This window comes from Deinococcus sp. Leaf326, from assembly GCF_001424185.1.
Lineage (GTDB): Bacteria > Deinococcota > Deinococci > Deinococcales > Deinococcaceae > Deinococcus.
The window spans coordinates 267,051-287,922 of record NZ_LMOM01000032.1 but is presented as its reverse complement, the minus strand read 5'-3'; the positions used below and the strand labels follow the sequence as shown (position 1 = coordinate 287,922).

The window sequence follows — 20,872 nt, the reverse complement described above, 5'->3', positions numbered from 1 at the left end:
TCAGGACCGGGAAGGTAGGGTAGGGCATGTCAGATTCGCCCCGCGCCGCGCCCTCGGAAGCCCGGCGCAGGCAGTACCTGCTGCTGTCGCTGGGCGCGGCGGTCGTCCAGGCCCTGATTCTGATCCTGTCCCTGCCAGACCCGAAGATCATGGCCCTGCTTCCAGCGCTGGGCCTGGGCATCACCCTGGTGCTGTCGGGACTGATCTGGCGACCCGCCACCACGCAGACGCTGTTTTCCCACGTGGTCCTGGCACTGGGCAACCTCTGGGTGCTGACCGGACTGGCCCTGCACCTGGGGATTGACCAGGCGCCCCTGAGCACCCAGATGATCGCCAGTCTGGGCCTGGGGGTGCTGGCCTACGCCTGGTTCCCCTTTCCGGTGGCGACCGCCTGGACCCTGGTGGGGGCGCTGCCGGTGCTCGTCGCGGGACTCATGCGCCCGGCCGAGGTGACCTCCATGCTGCAGGGGGCGCTCGTCCTGCTGATCGTCGCGGTCATGAGCCGCTCGGGCCGGCAGCTGCTGCGCGAGCGCGAGCGCGTGGCCTGGTTGCAGGACCTCGCCTACCGCGACCCCCTGACCGGCCTGCACAACCGCCGCGCGCCGCTGGAAGAACTCGAACGCCTGCTGGCCCTGCAACCGGTGCCGGCGGACGTGTCGGTGGTCATCTTCGACCTCGACCACTTCAAGCGCATCAACGACAACTTCGGCCACCTGCGCGGCGACGACGTGCTCACCTACGTTGCCGCGCTCCTCACCCGCCAGCTGCCCGAGGGAACGCTGCTGTGCCGCTGGGGCGGCGAGGAGTTCCTGGCACTCATCTACGGCCAGACCCGCGCGGAGGCCCAGCTTCAGGTGGCCGGCGTCCTCGGCGGCATCCGGCGGATCCAGATCAAGGGTCTCGACGGCCTGAGCTGCAGCGCGGGGGGCGCGATGCTCACCGAGGCGCCGGGCGTGCGCGAGGCGCTGCTCCTCGCCGACCACCGGCTGTACGCGGCCAAGGCGGCCGGCCGCGACCGCGCGGACTGGGACACGCCGGCCAGCGAGTCGGTCGCGCGTTGAGACCTGCACGGTCCGCTGGCGTGCCTCATGGCAACGTGCGCCGGTAAATGGCCGTGAAGACGCACGCGGAGACGGTCCAGGCGCCGGACCTTCCCTGACGCCCGCAATCGCCGCACGAGGCGCTACACTCGGGCCACTCAAGTTTCGATTCCGGAGCCGGGCGCCCCTGTGCCCGCCGCGCCCGCTTCCGGCGACCCTGGCCCCCTGTGGGTGCGGCGGCCCCTGCGTGGTCCCCGCCTGTACCCCGCGTGTTTTTCCGAGGTAGACGCATGACCCAGGACCCTGCACCCACCGCCGGCCAGCCGGCCGCCCAAACCCCAATCCAGACCCCCGCTGCCCAGCCCGGCCGCTACTGGCCCCCCCACAAGCCGCGCAGCCTGACGCTGCCGCGCACGGGGATGATGCACAGCCTGCGCGTGACCGCCGAGCGCTACCCCGACAAGACGGCCCTGTGGTTCTACGGCCGCGAGCTGAGCTACGGCGAACTGCACGCCCAGGCCACCCGGCTCGCCGGCCACCTCGCCGCGCAGGGCGTGGGTCAGGGCGACCGCGTGGCCCTGTGGCTCCAGAACAGCCCCGCCTGGGTGATCGGGGCCTACGCCGCGTGGCAGCTCGGAGCGGTGGTGGTGCCGCTGGCGCCCATGCTCCAGCCGCGCGAGTTCGCCTTCTTCCTTCAGGACGCGGGCATCCGGGCCGGGATCGTGGGCGGCGAACTCTACGAGAAGGCCAAGGCGGCGGGGCTGGCACACGCCGTCGTGGCGAACATCATGCTCGGCACCGACGAAGGCCGGGCCGGGGTGCCGCTACCCAGCGGTCTGGACGTATCGCCCGAGGTGCAGCCCGGCGACGTGACCCTCGAAGACGCCCTGAAGGCCGAGCCCGCCCCCGAGGCGCCCGTCACCTCGGACGACCTGTGCGTCATGCCCTACACGAGCGGCACGACCGGGCTGCCCAAGGGCTGCATGCACACGCACGGCAGCGTGCAGGCCAACGTGTTCGGCGCGGGCGTGTGGGTCGAAGGGACGGTCGAGGACACCTCGCTCGCCGCGCTGCCCCTGTTCCACGTGACCGGGTTCATCAACGGCCTGCTGACCATGCTGACCTCGGGCGGGCGCGTGGTCCTGATGGCGCGCTGGGACCGCGACGCAGCGCGTACCCTGATCCGCGAACAGGGCATCACGCTGTGGACGAACACCCCCACGATGGTCATCGACCTGATGGCCTCGCCGACCTTCAACCCGGCCGACCTGAAGTCGCTGCGCAACGTGACGGGCGGCGGAGCCAGCCTGCCGGCGGCAGTGGGCCAGAAACTCTACGACCAGACGGGCGTCCTGTTTCTGGAGGGCTACGGCCTCTCGGAGACGATGGCGCAGTCGCACAGCAACCCCCGGGGCCGCCAGAAGTTGCAGTGCCTGGGCATTCCGCTGTTCAACGTGGACTCGCGCATCGTGGACCTCGACACGGGCGAGGAACTGCCGACCGGCGAGGTGGGCGAGATCGTCATCCACGGGCCCCAGGTCATGCAGGGCTACTGGAACCGCCCCGAGGCGACCGCCGAGGCCTTCACCGAGATTGACGGCAAGCGGTTCCTGCGCAGCGGCGACCTGGGCTACGTGGACGAGGAGGGCTATTTCTTCTTCGCCGACCGCCTCAAGCGCATGGTGAACGTCTCGGGGATGAAGGTCTGGCCCGCCGAGGTCGAAAACAAGCTGCACGCCCACCCCGCCGTGCAGGAGGCGTGCGTGATCAGCGTGCCCGACGACCGCAGCGGCGAACATGCCCGGGCGCTGATCGTGCTGCGGCCCGGCCAGCAGGCGACCGGCGAAGACATCGAACGCTGGGCCCGCGAGCAGATGGCGACCTACAAGGTGCCGCGCGACTACGTGTTCGTGGAGAGCCTGCCGCGGGGCCCCACCGGCAAGGTGGCGTGGCGCCACCTTCAAGAGGCCGCGCGCGCCGAGTTGAAAGCGGCGCAGGGCTGAGGCCCGGCCCCGGCCAAACGCCCCGCCAGGAGCAGTCGGCGGGGCGCTTTTTTACCTTCTATTTTTCATCAGGTGAAATTGAACTCCAAAAGATGAAATGGGGTTGCTACAGTGATCCATGACCCATCCTGCCCTGCCCGCCGGACTGCAGATCACCGCGCCCGTGAGCGCCGCCCAGGCCGAGATCCTGACGCCCGAGGCCCTGGCCTTCGTGGCCGAGCTGCACCGCCGTTTCGAGCCGCGCCGCCGTGAACTGCTCGCCGCGCGCGGGGCGCGGCAGGCCCGGCTGGATGCGGGCGAGCTGCCCGACTTTCTGCCGGAGACGCGTGAAGTGCGGGAGGGTGACTGGGCCATCAGCCCGCTGCCGCAGGACCTGCGCGACCGCCGGGTCGAGATCACCGGGCCGGTGGACCGCAAGATGATCATCAACGCGCTGAACAGCGGCGCCCGGATGTTCATGGCCGACTTCGAAGACGCGAGCAGCCCCACCTGGGAGAACGTGGTGGACGGCCAGATCAACCTGCGCGACGCCGTGCGCCGCACGATCACGCTGGAGCAGGGCGGCAAGAGTTACCGCCTGAATGAGCAGACGGCGACCCTGCTCGTGCGCCCGCGCGGCTGGCACCTGCCCGAAAAGCACGTCACGGTGGACGGCGAGGAGATCGCCGGAGCTTTCTTCGACTTCGGGCTGTACTTTTTTCACAACGCGCACGAACTGCTGTCGCGCGGCTCGGGGCCGTACTTCTACCTGCCCAAGATGGAGTCGCACCTTGAGGCGCGGCTGTGGAACAACGTGTTTACCTTTGCCGAGGAGGCGCGCGGCGTGGCGCACGGCAGCGTCAAGGGCACGGTCCTGATCGAGACGATCCTGGCCGCCTTCGAGATGGACGAAATCCTGTACGAACTGCGCGAGCACTCGGCAGGGCTGAACTGCGGGCGCTGGGACTACATCTTCTCGTACATCAAGAAACTGCGTAACGATTCCGGGCGCCTTCTGCCTGACCGCGCCAAGGTCACCATGAGCACGCCGATGATGACCGCTTACTCCAAGCTGGCGATCCGCACCTGCCACCGCCGGGGGGCGCCGGCCATCGGGGGCATGAGCGCCTTTATTCCGGTGAAGAACGACGAGACCGCCAACGAACGCGCCTTCGCGCAGGTGCGGGCCGACAAGGAACGCGAGGCCGAGAACGGGCACGACGGCACCTGGGTCGCGCACCCCGGCATGGTGGCGCTGGCGACCGAGGTCTTTGACCGCCTGATGCCGGACGCCAACCAGATCGGCTCGGAGAAGCAGCGCGACTTCACAGTGACGGCGGCCGACCTGCTGACCCCGCCGGAGGGGGGCGTGACCGAGGCGGGCGTGCGCACGAACATCAACGTGGGCATCCAGTACCTCGCGGCGTGGCTGCGCGGCAGCGGCGCGGTGCCCATCCACAACCTGATGGAGGACGCCGCCACTGCCGAGATCAGCCGCGCGCAGCTGTGGCAGTGGCTGCACCACGGCGCCGCGCTGGAGGACGGCCGCACGCTGACGCCCGAGCTGTTCGGCAAGCTGTACGCCGACGAGGTGGCGAAGCTGGGCGAGCAGTTTACCGACGCCGCCACCCTGTTCCGTGACGTGGCGACCCGCACGCCGCTGGCCGACTTCCTGACCCTGCCCGGCTACGCGCGCCTTGCCTGAGCGCCCCGAATCCGGAGAGGCCCGGGGCCACGCCCGCGCGGGCCGCGCCCGCAGTACCACAGCAGGCAGCGTGCGCACGCTGGAACGCGGGCTGGGGGTCCTCACCGCCCTGGCCGACCTGCGCGAGGCGACCCTGGGTGAGGTGGCCCGGCAGGTGGGCCTGCCCGCCAGCACCACCTCGCGCCTCCTGGACACACTGCGGCAGGGCGGCTTCGCCGAGTGGGACGAACGCCAGGGACTGTATACCGTGGGCCTGCGGGCGTACCAGGTCGGGGCAGCCTTTGCGGCGCGCAACACCCTCATCGGCGCGGCGCAGACCGAGATGGACGCCTTGGTGGCCGCTCTGGGCGAGACCGTGAATCTGGCGGCCCTGCGCGGCCCGGCGGGACAGGAAGAGGCCGTCTATATCCACCAGGCCGAGGGCCGGGGGCTGGTGCGCCTGTTCGCGCAGCTCGGGGCCGCCGCGCCGCTGCACTGCTCGGGGGTGGGCAAGGTGCTGCTCGCTTCCCTGCCCCCGCAGGAAGCCCGCGCCCGCATAGCCCTCGCCGAGCTGAAGGCCTACACGCCGCATACCCTGACCACCGCCGAGGCCCTGGGGACCGAACTGGCCCGCGTCGCCGCGCACGGGTATGCCCTGGACGACGAGGAACGCGAGGTCGGCGTGCGCTGCCTCGCGGTTCCGGTGCGCGGCGCGTCGGGAGCCGTCGTCGCGGCCCTGAGCGTCTCAGCACCCTCGGCCCGCTTTACTCCGGCCGACGTTCCCCGCGTGGCGGCCGAGGTCCAGGCGAGCGCGGCGCGGGTCTCCGCCCGGCTGGGGTGGAATGGGGGCAGGTGAGGGGTCTACGCTCACGTACCCCTGCGCATTGCGCTCGCCTCTGGAGGGTGTCAGCATGAGACGCATGAAACTTCTTCGCCTGCTGCTGTGCACGCTGGGCCTGATGACCGTCGCGCTGGCCCAGGCCACGGCCTCCGGGGCGGGTGCGACTGGGGCCAGTTCTGCCTCCAGAACCGTCCAGGTACGGCCAGGCACAGGCGAGACCCTGACGGTGCGGGCCGGAGACGTGCTGCGCTTCGTGCTGCCGGACAGCCCCGGCACGGGTTACCTGTGGCGCGCGCTGGAGGTGGACGGCGTATACCTCGCTCTCATCGAGAAAAGTTACGCGCCGCAGGCGGTGTCCACCAATCCGCCGATGGCAGGCGGCCCCGGCCCCGATCTCGTGTACGTCTACCGAGTCGTCAAGACGCCCCGGAGCGGCAGCGCGGATCTGGCCCTGCCCGTGGGCTTCATACAACTGCCACCCGGCCGCCAGCCCTCGGCGGAGGTGTCGGTCACGCTGTTCTACCTGACTCCCAGGCCCTGACCCTCCCCTACCGTTCTGCCCCCACTGGCCCGGCCCCTGATGCCTGGGCCGGGCCACGTTCCTTCCTGCCAGGAGCCTCCTCTTGACCGACCTGACCCTCTCCCCTGCCGCGCACGCACTGGCGCAGGCCCTGCACGGCGCACTGCGGAAACGCTGGGCCGACCTGCCCGGCGAGGCCGAACCCGCCCGCCCCCTGCCGGACTACCACGCGGCCCCGGTGCCCGCTGACCTGCGGAGCCGGCGCGCCGAACTGATCGTGGAGGCATCGGACCTCGCGGCCCTGCGCGCGGCGCTCGCCTCGGGGGCCGACGCGGTGGCGCTGGATTTCGACGACACCTTTGCGCCGACGCGCGCCAACGTGCAGGTAGCCTACGACGCGCTGCCCTGGGCCCTGGCAGGCGAGGGGGCCCGGCTCGTGCGGCCCCGCGCGCTGTACGCCGCCGAGCCGGGCCTGACCTTTGGTGGTGAAGAGGGGATGCGTGTTCCAGGGATCGCCGCCCTGTGCGACCTCGCGGCCATCCTGACGGCGGCCCCGACGCGGCCTCCCCACCTCTATATCCCCAAGCTGGAGATGGTGGCCGAGGCCCGCTTCTGGGACGACGCCCTGGCGCTGGCCGAGGCGCACCTGGGGCTGGAGCAGAACACAGTGCGGGTGTGCCTCCAGATCGAGACATTCGCTGGCGTGCGCCATGCTGACGCCCTGCTGCACGCGCTGCGGGACCGGGCGTATGGCCTGAATGCAGGGCGCTGGGACTACGTGTTCAGCCTGACGAAGCGTCTGGGCCAGTCGCGCAGGACGCCGCTGCCGCCCCGCGCCGCCCTGGGGATGGATGTGGACGCCATGCAGGCCTACGCCGAAACCCTGGTGCGCGTGTGCCGCCGCCGGAATGCCGAGGCCGTGGGCGGCACGGCGGCGGTGGCGCCGGACCCCCAGGACCCCCGCCCCGCCCTGGAGGCCGTGCGGGCCGACAAGGCACGTGAGGCGGCGCAGGGTTTCACGGCCGCGTGGGCGGCCCTGCCGGGGCTGCTGGGTGCAGTGCGGGAAGGCTTCGCGGCTGCCCAGCCTGTCCTCTTGCCGGACGAGCCCCCGGAACAGACCCTTACACGATTGACCGACCTGCCGGACGCGGGCCCGCTGCCGCTGGCGACCGTGCGCGACACGCTGGGCCTTGCCCTGGACGTGTTCGCAGCATGGTTCGCCGGACAGGGCATGATCGTGCGCGCCGGGCGGCTGGAGGACACGGCCACCGCCGAGCTCGCCCGCGCGCAGCTCTGGCAGTGGCGCCGGGTAGGGGCCGCGCTGGAAGGCGGCGGGCGGCTGACGGCGGCGTGGTATCTGCACGAGCGCCGCGCCCTGCTCCCCGACGACCACCCCGCTGCGCGGCTGCTCGACCATCTCGTGCTCGCCGACGCCGCGCCTGCCTACTTCCCGCGCGCGGCGCAGCGACTGGGTCTGGGAGAATACGCCCTGTGACTGCCTCCGCCGAACTCTCCCGCCTGAGCCGCGCGGCCCTGGACCTGTGCGCCGAACTGGCGACCCAGACCGAGGTGCCGGGCCAGACCACCCGCACCTACTTGTGCCCCAGCGCCGCGCAGGTGCATGCGACCCTGCGCGCCTGGGCCGACCGCCTAGGCATGACCACCCACCTCGACGCCGTGGGCAACCTGCGCTCGCGGCTGGAGGGGCCGCCCGGCGCGCCCACCCTCTACCTCGGCTCGCACCTCGACACGGTGCCGAACGCCGGGGCCTACGACGGCATCCTGGGCGTGGTGCTGGGCTACGCAGCGGCCGAGGCCCTTCAGGCGATCGGGCCGCTGCCCTTCAACCTCGAGGTGCTGGCCTTTTCCGAGGAGGAGGGCGTGCGCTACGGCGTGTCCTTTATCGGGAGCCGTGCGCTGGTGGGCACCGCCGACGAACTGCTCGACCGCCTGGATAAGGACGGTCAGAGCGTGCGCGACGCCATCCGCGCCTTCGGGCTGGATGAGACCGAGTTGCCCGGCGCGCTGGCCGAGGCGAACGCCCTGGGCTACCTGGAGGTGCACATCGAACAGGGGCCGGTGCTGCAAGACGCGGGCGCGCAGGTCGGCGTGGTGAGCAGCATCGTGGGCCAGAGCCGCCTCACGCTGGACTTTGCCGGGCAGGCCGCCCACGCGGGCACCACCCCCATGACGCTGCGCCGCGACCCGCTGGCCGCTGCCGCGCGCTTCATCGTCGCGGCCGAGGATCTCGCGCGGGCTACCCCCGGCCTCGTCGCTACCATCGGCATGATCGAGGCGCGGCCCGGCGCAGGCAACGTGATTCCCGGCGAGGTGAGCCTCTCACTCGACATCCGCCACGAGTTCGACGCGGTGCGCGACCAGTCCCTGGCGGCGCTGCTGGACACGGCCGAGCGCGCAGCCGGGGCACGCGGCGTGACCCTGGCGGTCACCCCCCGCATGGCCGAACCCGCCACCCCGATGGATGCGGAGCTGCGCACCGGGCTACGGGAAGCCGCCAACAGCCTGGGCCTCATGGCCCCCGAGCTGGTCAGCGGTGCAGGCCACGACGCCCAGATTCTCGCCGCGCGAATGCCGGCCGCGATGCTGTTCGTGCGCTCGCCCAACGCGCTGAGCCACCACCCCGACGAGAGGGTGAACGGCGAGGATGTAGAGGCCGCCCTGGCAGTGCTCGTACACATGATCCAAGGTCTGGCCAGGGCGGCGCGCGCATGACCCTCGACCTCATCGTGCGGGGGGGCACGCTGGTCACGCCGGGGGGCGTGCGCCGCGCCGACCTCGGGGTTGCGGGCGGCATGATCGCCGAGATCGCCGAGGAACTGACGACCCCCGCCCGCCAGGAGCTTGACGCGGCCGGGCAGCACCTGTTTCCCGGCGTGGTGGACGCGCACGTACACCTCAACGAGCCGGGGCGCGCCGACTGGGAGGGCTTCGCGACCGGCACGCGGGCGCTCGCGGCGGGCGGGGCCACGACCTTCGTCGACATGCCGCTCAACTCCTCGCCCCCCGTACTGGGCGCGGCCGAACTGGAGGACAAACGCGCCCTGGGCGAGCGCAAATCCCTGCTGGACTTCTCGCTGTGGGGCGGCCTGACGCCGGTCAACCTGGACCGTCTGGACGAACTGGCGCTCTCGGGCGCGGCCGGCTTCAAGGCCTTCATGAGCGACAGTGGCCTCGACGAGTTTCCGGCCGCCGACGAGGCCACCCTACGCGCCGGGCTGGAGGCGGCGCGGCGGCACGGGCTGGTCGTGGCCGTCCACGCCGAGAGCAACGCCCAGACCCGCCGCCTGAGTGCCCAGGCCCGTGCGGGCGGGGCGCGGGGCGTGCGCGACTACCTGCGCACCCGCCCGGTCGAGGCCGAGCTGGAGGCAGTCGCGCTGGCCCTCGCCCTGGCCGGCGAGACGGGCGCGGCCCTGCACCTCGTGCACCTCAGCAGCGGCGAGGCGGTCGCGCTGGCGGCCGAGGCGCGCGCGCAGGGCGTGAATGTGACGGCCGAGACCTGCCCGCACTACCTGCACTTCACCGACGCCGACGCCGAACGGGTCGGGGCCGCCCTCAAGTGCGCGCCTCCGCTGCGCCCGGCCGCCGTGCAGGACGAGCTGTGGGCAAAGGTGCTGGCCGGCGACGTGCAGATCGTGGGCAGTGACCACTCGCCCGCACCGCCATCCATGAAGATCAGCGACGACTTTTTCGAGCTGTGGGGAGGAATCAGCGGGGCGCAAGCCACCCTGAACGTTCTCCTCACGGACGGACACGCGCGGCGCGGCCTGGGACTGGTCGAGGTCGCCGCCCTGAGCGCCCTGAATCCGGCCCAGCGGTTCGGGCTGGCAGGCAAGGGTGCGTTGGAGGTCGGGATGGACGCCGATTTCGCGCTCGTGGCGCTGCGAGAGGACTTCGTACTGGAAGAGTTGCACGACCGCTGGCAGCAGAATCCCTACCGGGGCGAGACCTTCCGGGGCCGCGTGGAGGCGACCTACCTGCGCGGCGCGGCAATCTACCAAGAAGGGCAATTCGTGGGCGAGCCACGCGGACGCTGGCGGCGGCCCACAGACAGGAGCAATACATGAAACACCTCGGCGTCACCCGCAGCGCGCTCGAAGCGTCGCACGCGGTCCTCACCCCCGAAACCTTCGTCCGCACGGCCCTGTGCGAGTGGCCGGGCAGCGCCGTCATCGTGCATATCGCGCCCGTCATCGGCCTGCGCGCCCGCTTCGTGCAGTTCACGGCCGAGATGCCCCGGGGCGCGCAGGCTACCGCCTCCGCGCAGGGCTTCCAGCGCTTCGCCTTCGTCCTGTCGGGTGAGGTTGAGGCCAGCGTGGACGGCGAAACGCGCACGCTGCGCGAGTACGACTACGTGTTTCTGCCCGCCGGCACGGCGCACACCCTGACGGCCCTCTCGGCGGCGCGGGTCTCGGTGTTCGAGAAGCCCTACGAGCCTGCCCCCGGTCAGGCCACGCCCGGCACCGTATGGGGCAACGAGCGCGCGGTCGCGGGCACGCCCTTCGAGGGCGACGACCACCTGCTCGCGCGCAAGCTGCTGCCCGACGAACCCGCCTTCGACTTCATGGTCAGCACCATGAGTTTCGCGCCGGGGGCCAGTCTGCCCTACGCCGAAATCCACTACATGGAACACGGCCTGCTCATGCTGGAAGGCGAGGGCCTCTACAAGTTGCAGGACCGGTACTACCCGGTCACGGCGGGTGACGTGATCTGGATGGGCGCGCACTGCCCGCAGTGGTACGGGGCACTGGGGAGAAACTGGAGCAAGTACCTGCTCTACAAGGACATGAACCGGCACCCGCTGGCGCTGCGGGGCGGGGGGCTGGACTGAGCACGCCCGCCGCCCTGTCCCGACTCGCCCCGCCCGCCTTCTGGCGGGGGTTTCGGGCCTTTTTGCCGCTGATCGCCGGAGTCCTGCCCTTCAGCATGGTCGCGGGCATCGCCGCGGTGCAGGTGGGCTTCACGCCGCTGGAATCGGTGATGTTCTCGGTGATCGGCTACGCGGGGTCGGCGCAGCTCATCGCCGCGCAGCTGTTCGGGGCGGGCAGCCCGGTGGCCCTCATCGTGCTGAGCAGCCTCGTGGTGAACCTGAGATTCGCGATGTACTCGGCCTCGCTGCTGCCCCTGTTCGGGGGCGTGCCCACCCGCGCGCGCTGGCCGCTGGCCTACCTGATGACCGATCAGGCCTTCGCCCTGACGATGGGCCGCCCGGACACGGAGACCGACCCCGCGCGCTACTACGCGGGCGCGGCGGTGCCGATGTGGCTCACCTGGCAGGCGGGCACAGCGGTCGGCGCGCTGCTGGGCGCGCGTATTCCGCCCGAGTGGCCGCTGGACTTCGCCGTGCCTCTCAGCTTCATCGCGCTGCTCGTGCCGGTGCTGCGCACGCGCCCGCAACTGCTCGCAGCGGCAGTGTCGGGCGTGGCGGCCGTGGCGGCCCATGACCTGCCCTTTCGCCTGAACCTGATCCTGGGGGCAGCCTGCGGGGTCGCGGCAGGGCTGTGGGCGCAGAGGGCCGGGCGGCGCGCAGCATGAAGGTCTGGCTGGTGATTTTTGGGGTCGGGGTGGTGAGCCTGCTCCTGCGGGCCTCGTCGCTCGTGCTGCTGCGCGGGCGTACCCTGCCGCCGGGACTGCTGGCCTCGCTGGGGCTGGTGCCGGCAGCGGTGCTCTCGGCGCTCGTGGTTCCCGAACTGCTTGTCCACGGCGGCGACTTCCGGCCTCTCGGCCCCCGCCTCGTCGCCGGGATCGCCGCCGCCCTGATCGCCTGGAAGACGCGCAACGTCCTCTGGACCCTTCTGGGGGGCTTAGGCCTGCTGTTCGGCTTCGGGGCGCTGGGCTGGCACTGAACGCCTCACGGGTTGGGCAGAGACTGCGTGCGCCTTCCTGGGGTACAGGAACAAGGGCGCACCGGAGTAGTTCCTGGGGCGCCCCTGTTCAGGCTTCAGGCAGGATTCAGCCGGACACGGGCAGCTTCTGTTGTTCGCTCGCCACCGCCGCTTCCCCGCCCTGTACCCGTACAGCCGCGAGGTCCACCACGCCCGCATAGCGGATCAGCTCGGCGGCGTAGGGGGCCAGGGTCAGGGTGCCGGGCACGGAGTCGCCTCCGCCCAGCCGCTCGCCGCCGGCCGGCAGCGTCACCGTCAGGGGGGCCGTCGGGTGCACGTTCAGGAGATGCAGCACCTGCCCTTCCTCCAGGGTGGACACCGAGAGGTCGAGCTGTTCGGGAACTATGCACAGCGGCACGTTCACCGCGCGCAGCGCCCCCTCCAGCAGCCCGGCCAGCGCCGGCTGCGGCAGGTCGCTGCCCAGGTAGTAGGCCTGTCCCGCCCCGAAAGCGTGGCGGGTGACGGCCGCCCCACCCGCGAGGTAGTCCTCCCCGAAGGTGGCGAGCACTTCGGCGCCCTCCGGGTGGATGACCTCGGCCCACTGCGTGGCCTGGACTTCCTCGCCGGCCTCCAGCCGGACGCGGGTCGTCTCGCCCGGTTGCAGGGGGGCCCATTCTTCGACCCACAGCCCCAGCACGTCGCGCAGGAAGCCCGGATATCCGCCCAGCCCCACATGCTCGTGCTTATCCACGATGCCGCTGAAAAAGCCCGCGATAAACGTGCCGCCCCCCTGCACGAAGGTACGGAGATTCTCGGCCGCCCCTTGTGTCAGCAGGTAGCCGTTGGGCAGCGCGATCACGTCGTAGGCGCCCAGGTCGGCGTCCGGGTGCACGAAGTCCACGTTCTGGCCCAGGCCGCGCAGGGCGGCGTACCACTTGCGCACGAGCGGCATGAGCTTCAGGGCGGCGGGCTTGCTGTCGAGTTCCAGCGCCCACCAGTTGTTCCAGTCGAACATGACGGCCACGCGCGACTGCACGCTCGCCCGCGTCAGTGCCGAGAGCGATCCCAGTTCCTGACCCAGCGCCTTCACCTCACGCCACACCCGCGAGCGTTCGGGGCCGACGTGCTGCACCATGCCGCTGTGGTACTTCTCGGCCCCGGCGCGCGAGGCCCGCCACTGGAAGAACATCAGGCCACTGGCGCCGTGCGCGAGCGCCTGGTGGTTGAGGACCCGCATCAGCCCCGGCCGCTTGACCGCGTTGTGCTGCCGCCAGTTGACGGCGCTAGGGGCCTGCTCCATCAGAATCCAGCGCTGACCGCCGCGCAGCGAGCGCATCAGGTCATAGCTCATGCCCGCGTCAAGGTGCGGGGCCGCGTCGCTGGGGTCGGGATAGGCGTCAAGCGACACCACGTCCTCCTCGCGCGCCCACTTGAAGTAGTCCAGACCCGGCAGAAAGCCCAGGAAGTTGGTCGTGACCGGAACCTCGGGCGTGACTTCCCGCAGTACCCCCACTTCTAGGCGGTAGAGCTCCAGAATGTTGTCGCTCGAAAAGCGCCGCCAGTCGAGCTGCTGGGTGGGGTTGGGGTAGGTGGGCGCGCGGCGGGGCGGCTGGATCTCGGCCCAGTCGCCGTAGCGCTGGCTCCAGAAGGCGGTGCCCCAGGCGGCGTTCAGGGCCTCCAGGGTGCCGTATTGGCCGTGCAGCCAGTCACGGAAGTTTCCGGCGCACAGGTCGCAGTAGCACTGGTCGATGTGGCAGCCGTACTCGTTGTTCACGTGCCACATCCGCAGCGCCGGATGGGCGGCGTAGCGCACGGCGATCTGACGCGTCAGCGTGCGCACGTGCTCGCGGAAGGCCGCGTGACTGGGGCAGTAGAGCTGCCGCCCGCCGACTTCCAGGCGCACGCCGTCGGCGGTCACGGGCTTGGAGTCCGGGTACTTCAGCGACAGCCAGGGCGGCGGCGAGGCGGTCGCCGTCGCCAGGTTCACGCCGACGCCGTGTTCATGCAGCAGGTCCATGACCTCGTCGAGCCAGCCGAAATCGTACTCACCGGGCCGGGGTTCGAGGAGTGCCCAGGAGAAGATGCCCAGCGAGACGAGGTTCACGCCCGCCTCGTTCATGAGGCGGGCGTCCTCACGCCAGACCTCGCGTGGCCACTGCTCAGGGTTGTAGTCGGCACCGTAGATGACGCCACCGAAAGGTTTGATATCGAACATGACAGACCTCGGGGACCGGCCCCCCACGCAGGGAAGGGGGCGCGGCAGGAAGGACAGGGAAGGCGGCGGAACAGGCCAGGGAAACGGAGGAGCGTCGCCGTCTCCCCTGCCCCCGGGCGGCCGTTCAGTCCTTGACGGCTCCGCCCGCGATGCCCGCCACGAAGTGACGTTGCAGGGCGAGGAACAGGGCCAGGAAGGGCAGGGTGGCGATGGTGGTGCCGACCATCAGCGCGCCCCACGAGACGCGGGTGAGACCTACCAGCGTGCCGAGCGCGACCGGCATGGTGTAGCTGTCCTTCTGGGTCAGCACGATCAGGGGCCAGAGGTAGTCGTTCCAGCTGGCCAGGAACAGCAGGATGGCCAGGGCCGCCAGGGCCGGACGCACCACCGGCAGGGCGATCTGCCAGAAGGTCCGCCACTCGCTCGCGCCGTCGATGCGCGCGGCGTGCAGCAGGTCGTCGGGCACGGTCTGGAAGGCCTGACGCATGTAGAAGATGCCGATGGTGTTGGCCAGCGTGGGCAGAATCACGGCCCAGTAGGTGTTGCTCAGGTGCAGGTCGCGCGCCACCAGGATGAACTGCGGGATGATGGTCACGAAACTGGGGATGGTCAGCGTGGCGAGAATGATCCCGAACAGCAGGTTGCGGCCCCGGAAGGCGTACTTGGCGAAGGCGAAGCCGGCCATGCTGGTGAGCAACATGCTGAAGATGGTGTACAGGACCGAGATGACGGTGCTGTTGGCGAGCGTGCGTACGAAGTTGGTGTCGGCCTGAAGCTGGCGGAAATTCTCCACGAAGGCGCCGCCGAAAGCCAGAGGCGGCGCGGGGCTGAAGATGGCCGAGTCCGGGTGCGTGCTGAACACCACCATCAGGTACAGCGGCGCCACGAACAGCAGCGCGAGCGGAATGAGAAGGGCGTGCAGGGCCACGCTCTTGCCCAGCTCGCGGTTGCGGCGAGCTCTGGCCGTATCCCTGGCCTGAGTTACACCGTCCAGCGTGCTGTGGGCGGTCACGTGTCCCGCCCGAAGAGCCGCAGCTGCACGAGGCTCACGACGGCGGCGATGGCCGCGACAGTGTAGGCGATGGTGCTGGCGTAGCCGAAGTTGAAGCTCCGGAAGCCCTGCTGGTACAGGTAGGTGCCGAGCGTCATGGTGGCGTTGCCGGGACCGCTGTTGGTGATGAGGGCCGGCTCGGTGAACAGTTGCAGCGTGCCGATCAGACTCAGCACCAGGCAGAACAGCAGCGTGGGCCGCAGCATGGGCACCGTGATCTTCCAGAACTGCTCCCAGGGGGTCGCGCCGTCGATGGACGCAGCCTCGTACAGTTCCTCCCGGATACCCTGTAGACCCGCGAGCAGGATGATGGCGTTGTACCCGGTCCAGCGCCACAGCAGCGCCAGGATGATGACGGCCATGGCCGGGCCCGGCTGGTTGAGCCAGTCCACGGGCGGCAGCCCCAGCCCGCCCAGGGCGCGGTTCACCATGCCGAAATCGGTGTTGAACAGCAGCCGGAACACGGCCGAGTACGCGACCGTCCCCACGACCAGCGGCGCAAAGAAGGCGAACCGGAACAGGCCGCGCGCCCGCAGCATCCGGCTGTTCAGGGCCACGGCCAGTCCGGTCGCCATCAGGAGCATGGACGGTACCTGGATGATCAGGATGACGAAGGTGTTCTTGAGGGCCGTCCGGAAGAACTCGTCTCCGGCCAGCCGGCTCCAGTTCGCCACGCTCCAGGGGGCAGCGGCGCCCAGGCGCGAGTCCTTGAAACTCAGCAGGAAGGAGCTGACGATGGGCCACGCCCAGAAGGACGCGAAGATCAGCAGGTAGGGCAGGACGAACAGGTAGGGCGCGGCCTGAAAGCGCCGGCGGGCGCGGGGCGGCGTGGGTAGAGTGGTCATGGACGTACCTCGTCGGAAAAGGGCGGTGGGGTCCGTGGGCAGCCGGCGGCTCCCCCTTCCCCCACCCAGGTCCCGCAGGACCGTTACTCTGCGCCGCCATCAGTTGGCGGCGCCTATTCGGTCGCGCTTATTTGGCGACGGCCAGGCCGGTCGCGCTGTTGATCTTCTTGGCGGCGTCGTTTAGGGCTTCCTGGGCGGTTTTGTACTTGCCCTTGAGGTAGTCGGCCTGCACCACGATCATGATCTGGCGGGCGTCCTGGAAGTACTGGGTACCGCGCGCCTGGGGCACGTCGCCCAGGGTGCCCAGGATGGTCTGCCAGATCTTCTGGTTGCCCCAGTACGCCTGGCCCTGCGCCACGTAGGGGTCCTTGGTGGCCGAGAGCAGGCTGGGCACCAGGCCCTCGCCCTTGAGCATGGCGACCTGGCCCTGAGCCGTGCCCAGCGCGTACTGCATGAAGGCGAAGGCCGCCGCCTTGTTCTTGCTGCTGGCGGGCAGGGCCAGGGCGCTGCCGCCGAGGTTCGCGGCGCGGGGGCCACCGGCCTTGTTGGCCGGCATCAGGTAGACGCCCCACTTGCCCTTCTGGTCAGGCGCGTTGGTGCGGATGGTGCCTTCGTACCAGGCGCCGTAGATGGCGCTGGCCGCCTTGCTCGCCTTGATGTTGGTGATCTGGCCGCCCCAGTCGCCCGTGGCGAGTACCTGGGCGTCATTGAGCTTCTTGATGGTGGTCAGGGCCGCGACGCAGCCGGGCTGCGCGATCGTGACCTGCGTGGCGGCGTTGTTGAAGTAGAAGCAGCCATTCTGGTTGGCGAGCATCCGGAACCACTCGTCGTCCTGGCCGTTGGCGATGGTGGCGATCTTGACTTTGTTGCCGAACTTGGTGTTCAGCTTCTTGCCGGCCGCCAGGAAGTCATCCCACGTGCGGATGGTCGCGGGGTTGATGCCGGCCTGCTGGTACAGGTCGCGGCGGTAGTAGATCACCACGGGGCCGGAGTCCCAGGGCATGGCGTAGCGCTTGTTGTTGGCGGTCAGCTCGGTCCACTTGAAGGCCGGGAAGTTCTTGACGAGCTTGTCGGCGCCCAGGGTGTTCAGGTCGGTAAAGCAGTCGGGGAAGCGGGCCCAGAACACTTCGGCTTCGTTGTTCTCGATGGAGTACACGTCGGGCAGGTCGGCGCCGCCCGCCGCGCAGCCGGCCAGGCCGCGGTCGTACACGTTCTGGTTGCCCAGGTCCACGACGTCGACCTTCACGTTGGGGTACTGCTTGTTGAAGCCGGGGATAGTGCTCTGCAAGGCCTTGGCCGCCACGTCCCACGACCAGACGGTTACAGTGCCTGACAGGCTCGTCTGGGCGGCAGCCGTGGTGAGAAGGGTCAGGGCGGACAACAAGATCATTTTCTTCATCTGGGCCTCCGAAGGCAGGAAAAAAGACGGGGGGTGGGGGCTCGGCGACTCCGTCTCCCAGAAGGTGGGAGGCGACGAATTCTGATGGATCACGGAGTCAGCAACCGGTTTCTCAGGCGTGCTACAGAAATCGGGGCAGGGCCCCAGTTCATTCGGGCTTCCTGCAGAAGCCTGTCGCCGAGCGATTTGACTGTGATACCCAATCAACATACAGTCTGGGCAACCGGTTTCTCAAGGGGGCACTCATCCGCAAGAAGGCGACCACCATATACGACATTGCCCGGCAGGCGCAGGTCTCCGTTTCGACGGTGTCCCGCGTCATGAACGGCAACAGCGCGGTCAACGGCGAGTTGCGCGCGCGGGTCGAGTCGGCCATGCACGACCTGCGTTTCCGGCCCAACCGGATCGCCCAGACGCTCTACCATCACCGCTCGCACACCCTGGGCTGCGTCCTACCCGACATCGTGAGTCCCTTTTTCGCCCAGCTGTTCCTCGAACTGGAGGTCGGCGCCTTCGAGCGCGGCTATACGATCATTCTCGGGAATACGGTCAGCACCCCTGCCCTCGAGCGAACCTACCTCCAGACCCTGGCCGAGCGGCAGGTAGACGGCCTGCTGTACCTCGGAGGCATGACCAACGCCCTGAAGATCGGCCCCGAGGATCAGGCCCTTCTGCGCGACCTGGCCGAGCGGCTCCCCATCGTGACCGTCAACGGCGACCTCCAGGACGTGGGGATCGTGACGAGTGTGCGCTCGGACGAGGCAGGCGGCATGCGGGCGATGCTCTCGCACCTGTGTGCCCAGGGCCATAAGGAGGTCGCCTTCCTGGGGGGGCAGCCCGACGTGACGAGCACCGCTGAGAAACTCCAGGTCTACCAGGAACTGTGGCCCGGTCACCCGCCCGAGTGGGTCCAGCCGACTGGCCTGGACATCGACGCGGGCGTGCGGGCGTTTTGCAACCTGATGGGGGCGGCGCGGCAGCCGAGTGCCGTGGCCTGTATCAACGACCTCGTGGCGGCAGGGGTGCTCATGGCGGCGCGGGCTCAGGGTCTGAGTGTTCCTGACCAGCTCTCGGTCGCGGGTTTCGACGACGTGTTTCCCTCACGCATTACGGCTCCTGCCCTGACGACAATCAATCACAACTACGCCGAACTGGCCCGGTTGGCCCTTGACTCTCTGCTGCTGGGCATTGAAGGCCGGCCTGCGCCGCGCACGGTCATGGTGCCGACGCTGCTGGTCGAGCGGAATTCGGTAAGGCCACCTGGCGGAAGATAGCGGCCTGAAACACGATCTTGGGCAGCGTTCGTTCCGCGTATTTATGGCGCCACTGTTCGTGACCAAGTCGGCCTTTCTCATAAGCAAAATCCTACGTGATGCTGCCGCTTCAGCCATCAGCTCCGAAAGTCATAGGCATAGTCACTCCAGATGCCCCCTATACTTCCCGGCGTGGTCCGCCCCCCTGAATCAGCCGCTTTCTCTCCCCCGCCCTGGGTCGGCTGGCTGCTCGCCCTCGTTCCGGTCTTTCCACCCCTGTACCTCGCGGCATTCGGCGCACTGGGCAAGCTCCGCACCCTGCCCCTGGCCGCGCGTGGTGTGCTGTTGTTCTTCGCAGCCACGCAACTCGTGGCGGCCCTGTTCACGCCCCAGCCCCTGCTCTCCCTAGGTCTGGCCACTGCGCGCACCCTGCTGATTCTGGCGATGGTCGCCGCCGGGGCCTACCTTCGAGAGAGCCGAAACCTGCGGCCCCTTCTGTGGGGCCAGCTCGTCATCTGCGCAACGGCGTGGGGCTACACCCTATTCACGCAGGGTTGGGCAGGCGTGCAGGAGCGGCTCGGGCATCCGTATTACTACATTGTGTCCCTAGGACTAGTGGCGGTGGTCGCCCTGTGGTTCGTGCTGTTCTGGCGGGGTACTGCGTGGTGGCACTGGCCCGCCGGTCTGCTGGCCCTGGCAACTTTCCTGGCAGCAGGCAGCCGCGGACCGTTGCTGGCACTGGCAGTTGGCAGCCTCGCAGCCCTGGCCTTTAGTCAGCGGCAGAGACGCTGGTGGTTGCTGATTCCGGCGGTGGCGGTGTTGCTGATCGCCACCCTGACCACGACCCTCAAGCTGCCCATAGAACCGGTTGAGCGCCTCCTGAACGACCAGACGAGCGGACGGGAATACGTGTGGAAAGACGCAGTCCTGGGCTGGCAGACCTCGCCTGTCGGAGGCGTCGGGCCGTACCAGGGCGGCCCCTACCTGACCTATCTATTCAAAGACGGCTGCCAACTCACGCCGACGCTGGAGCGCAACGAGATCGGTTGTCCGGCAGGGCTAAGTCGCTGGTCGAGCGTGTGGCTCATTGCCCACAACGCGTGGCTGCACTGGCTGCTGGAGAGTGGCGTGATCGGTCTGAGTGGACTGGTCGCCCTCATGGTCTACACCCTGTGGCGCTCAGCCCTGCTGGGTGATCCCCTGCTCGTGGCAGTCCTTTACGGGTTCACGGCCATGAATGTGGTCGATGTGGTCATCGCCGTGCCCAGCCCACATTTTTCCGAGCTGTGGTGGGTCTGTGTCGGGATTACCCTCTACGCGGGCGCGGGCCGAAGCCCAGCAGTAGGGCGACTGCTCCCAGCAGCGCCAGTGTCAACCCTCCGGTGACCACAGGCGGGACCGAGACGGCCGGTGGCGTTCGCAGCCCAACATTCGGAAAATACAGCCCCGCACAACCAGGCGTGCCGTTCAGGCAATCCACCTGCACCGTCACCGACCGCGCGTCCGGATGACCGATCAGGCTGAGATTCGGCGTCACCTGGGTCCGGGCATCTCCCCTCTTCACCAACAGAACCTCATCTCCCACCTTCGTGGTCACACGGAAGGGCTGGTTGGAGTTGACCGTAAAGCCCACGTTCAGCGGCTGCCGACCGCTTGGCCAACTTAGGGTAAAGGCTGGTGCTTCTATAGGCCGACGGTAGGTCATTCCATCAAATGAAGCTGGGCCTGTACCAATAATATTCAGTTCGGTGTCAGGTGCGTTGAGCCACAGCCGCTCGGTACCCAAGCCGGTATCCTCCTTTGCCTGGATCCGTGCGTCCTTGATCACAGTCAATTTTGTCCAATACTGACTAGGCGCTTGGCCACAGATTGGATTACAGGTATATGTGAGTGAGACATGGTACTTACCTGTTGGAACAAATCCGCTCCAGATTGCTCTATCAACGAACTTACCTGCTGGAAAAGTCTTGCTACCCAGGATTATAGTGTCCAACATTGCCTGACCGGTCACTGCCGACCCCGGCGAATAGAGCTGATACTCGAACTGCACGAAGCGAGTGCCGGTCGTTGAGAACCCGATGGTACTAGGCTGGGTCGTGGGTTGCCGGTAATAGTTCGCACCATCGAATTTCGGCACAGACAAACCGGAGAGGCTCACCCCCTCCGGCACGCTCCGGGTCAGGTCATAGACTGTGACCG

General features: G+C 69.0%; 18 protein-coding genes. 13 read left to right on the top strand and 5 right to left on the bottom strand.

Going from position 1 to position 20,872, the window contains the following annotated elements; genetic code table 11:
• Positions 1-26 precede the first annotated feature (26 nt).
• From ASF71_RS12115 to ASF71_RS12065, 11 genes are all read left to right on the top strand, one after another.
• Positions 27-1,061 (top strand): diguanylate cyclase, encoded by a 1,035-nt coding sequence (locus tag ASF71_RS12115; protein ID WP_056300191.1) that lies wholly within the window; start codon positions 27-29, stop codon positions 1,059-1,061.
• Positions 1,062-1,330: 269 nt separating this feature from the next.
• A complete protein-coding gene (locus ASF71_RS12110; RefSeq protein WP_082505963.1) occupies positions 1,331-3,043 on the top strand; it encodes a long-chain-fatty-acid--CoA ligase in 1,713 nt (570 codons plus the stop codon).
• Positions 3,044-3,161: 118 nt separating this feature from the next.
• The gene (aceB, locus tag ASF71_RS12105) at positions 3,162-4,727 is read left to right on the top strand and encodes a malate synthase A (protein WP_056300188.1); all 1,566 of its coding nucleotides are present in this window, start codon (positions 3,162-3,164) and stop codon (positions 4,725-4,727) included.
• Complete coding sequence (locus ASF71_RS12100) at positions 4,720-5,562, top strand: IclR family transcriptional regulator (RefSeq protein WP_082505962.1); 843 nt, start codon at positions 4,720-4,722, stop codon at positions 5,560-5,562. The genes aceB and ASF71_RS12100 overlap by 8 nt, the downstream gene beginning before the upstream one ends.
• Before the next feature lie 64 nt (positions 5,563-5,626).
• Positions 5,627-6,088, top strand: coding sequence for a protease inhibitor I42 family protein (locus ASF71_RS12095; protein ID WP_056300184.1), 462 nt, complete (start codon positions 5,627-5,629; stop codon positions 6,086-6,088).
• Positions 6,089-6,170: 82 nt separating this feature from the next.
• A complete protein-coding gene (locus ASF71_RS12090) occupies positions 6,171-7,562 on the top strand; it encodes an aldolase/citrate lyase family protein (RefSeq protein ID WP_056300181.1) in 1,392 nt (463 codons plus the stop codon).
• Positions 7,559-8,800 carry an allantoate amidohydrolase gene (locus ASF71_RS12085; protein ID WP_056300177.1) on the top strand — a complete coding sequence of 414 codons (1,242 nt, stop codon included), beginning with the start codon at positions 7,559-7,561 and terminating at the stop codon, positions 8,798-8,800. Before ASF71_RS12090 ends, ASF71_RS12085 begins: the two co-directional genes overlap by 4 nt.
• Positions 8,797-10,152, top strand: a complete 1,356-nt coding sequence (locus ASF71_RS12080) for an allantoinase (protein WP_056300174.1) — start codon at positions 8,797-8,799, stop codon at positions 10,150-10,152. The genes ASF71_RS12085 and ASF71_RS12080 overlap by 4 nt, the downstream gene beginning before the upstream one ends.
• Positions 10,149-10,916: a (S)-ureidoglycine aminohydrolase gene (gene allE, locus ASF71_RS12075; protein WP_056300171.1), complete on the top strand. Its 768-nt coding sequence runs from the start codon at positions 10,149-10,151 to the stop codon at positions 10,914-10,916. The genes ASF71_RS12080 and allE overlap by 4 nt, the downstream gene beginning before the upstream one ends.
• Positions 10,917-10,978: 62 nt before the next feature.
• Complete coding sequence (locus tag ASF71_RS12070) at positions 10,979-11,620, top strand: AzlC family ABC transporter permease (protein WP_235514383.1); 642 nt, start codon at positions 10,979-10,981, stop codon at positions 11,618-11,620.
• Positions 11,617-11,931, top strand: coding sequence for an AzlD domain-containing protein (locus tag ASF71_RS12065; RefSeq protein WP_056300548.1), 315 nt, complete (start codon positions 11,617-11,619; stop codon positions 11,929-11,931). Before ASF71_RS12070 ends, ASF71_RS12065 begins: the two co-directional genes overlap by 4 nt.
• A gap of 106 nt (positions 11,932-12,037) precedes the next feature.
• Here ASF71_RS12065 and ASF71_RS12060 read toward each other — a convergent pair whose 3' ends face one another.
• The 4 genes from ASF71_RS12060 to ASF71_RS12045 all read right to left on the bottom strand — a co-directional run bounded on the left by ASF71_RS12060 (position 12,038) and on the right by ASF71_RS12045 (position 17,420).
• Positions 12,038-14,125, bottom strand: a complete 2,088-nt coding sequence (locus ASF71_RS12060) for a beta-galactosidase (protein ID WP_056300168.1) — start codon at positions 14,123-14,125, stop codon at positions 12,038-12,040.
• Positions 14,126-14,249: 124 nt separating this feature from the next.
• Complete coding sequence (locus ASF71_RS12055; RefSeq protein WP_235514378.1) at positions 14,250-15,137, bottom strand: carbohydrate ABC transporter permease; 888 nt, start codon at positions 15,135-15,137, stop codon at positions 14,250-14,252.
• Entirely contained in the window at positions 15,134-16,021 is an 888-nt protein-coding gene (locus ASF71_RS12050) for a carbohydrate ABC transporter permease (protein ID WP_056300165.1), read from the bottom strand. The genes ASF71_RS12055 and ASF71_RS12050 overlap by 4 nt, the downstream gene beginning before the upstream one ends.
• Before the next feature lie 127 nt (positions 16,022-16,148).
• A complete protein-coding gene (locus ASF71_RS12045) occupies positions 16,149-17,420 on the bottom strand; it encodes an extracellular solute-binding protein (RefSeq protein WP_056300162.1) in 1,272 nt (423 codons plus the stop codon).
• Between the two features lie 320 nt (positions 17,421-17,740).
• Between ASF71_RS12045 and ASF71_RS12040 the strand changes: the two genes are divergently transcribed.
• Together ASF71_RS12040 and ASF71_RS12035 are read left to right on the top strand one after the other, a co-directional pair.
• Entirely contained in the window at positions 17,741-18,694 is a 954-nt protein-coding gene (locus tag ASF71_RS12040; RefSeq protein WP_235514377.1) for a LacI family DNA-binding transcriptional regulator, read from the top strand.
• A 171-nt stretch (positions 18,695-18,865) separates the two neighbouring features.
• Complete coding sequence (locus ASF71_RS12035; protein WP_235514368.1) at positions 18,866-20,059, top strand: O-antigen ligase; 1,194 nt, start codon at positions 18,866-18,868, stop codon at positions 20,057-20,059.
• On the opposite strand, the gene ASF71_RS23750 is transcribed toward ASF71_RS12035, so the two are convergent.
• A complete protein-coding gene (locus tag ASF71_RS23750; RefSeq protein WP_156372761.1) occupies positions 19,980-20,831 on the bottom strand; it encodes a hypothetical protein in 852 nt (283 codons plus the stop codon). The two genes, ASF71_RS12035 and ASF71_RS23750, sit on opposite strands and share 80 nt — an antisense overlap.
• Between the last annotated feature and the right edge of the window lie 41 nt (positions 20,832-20,872).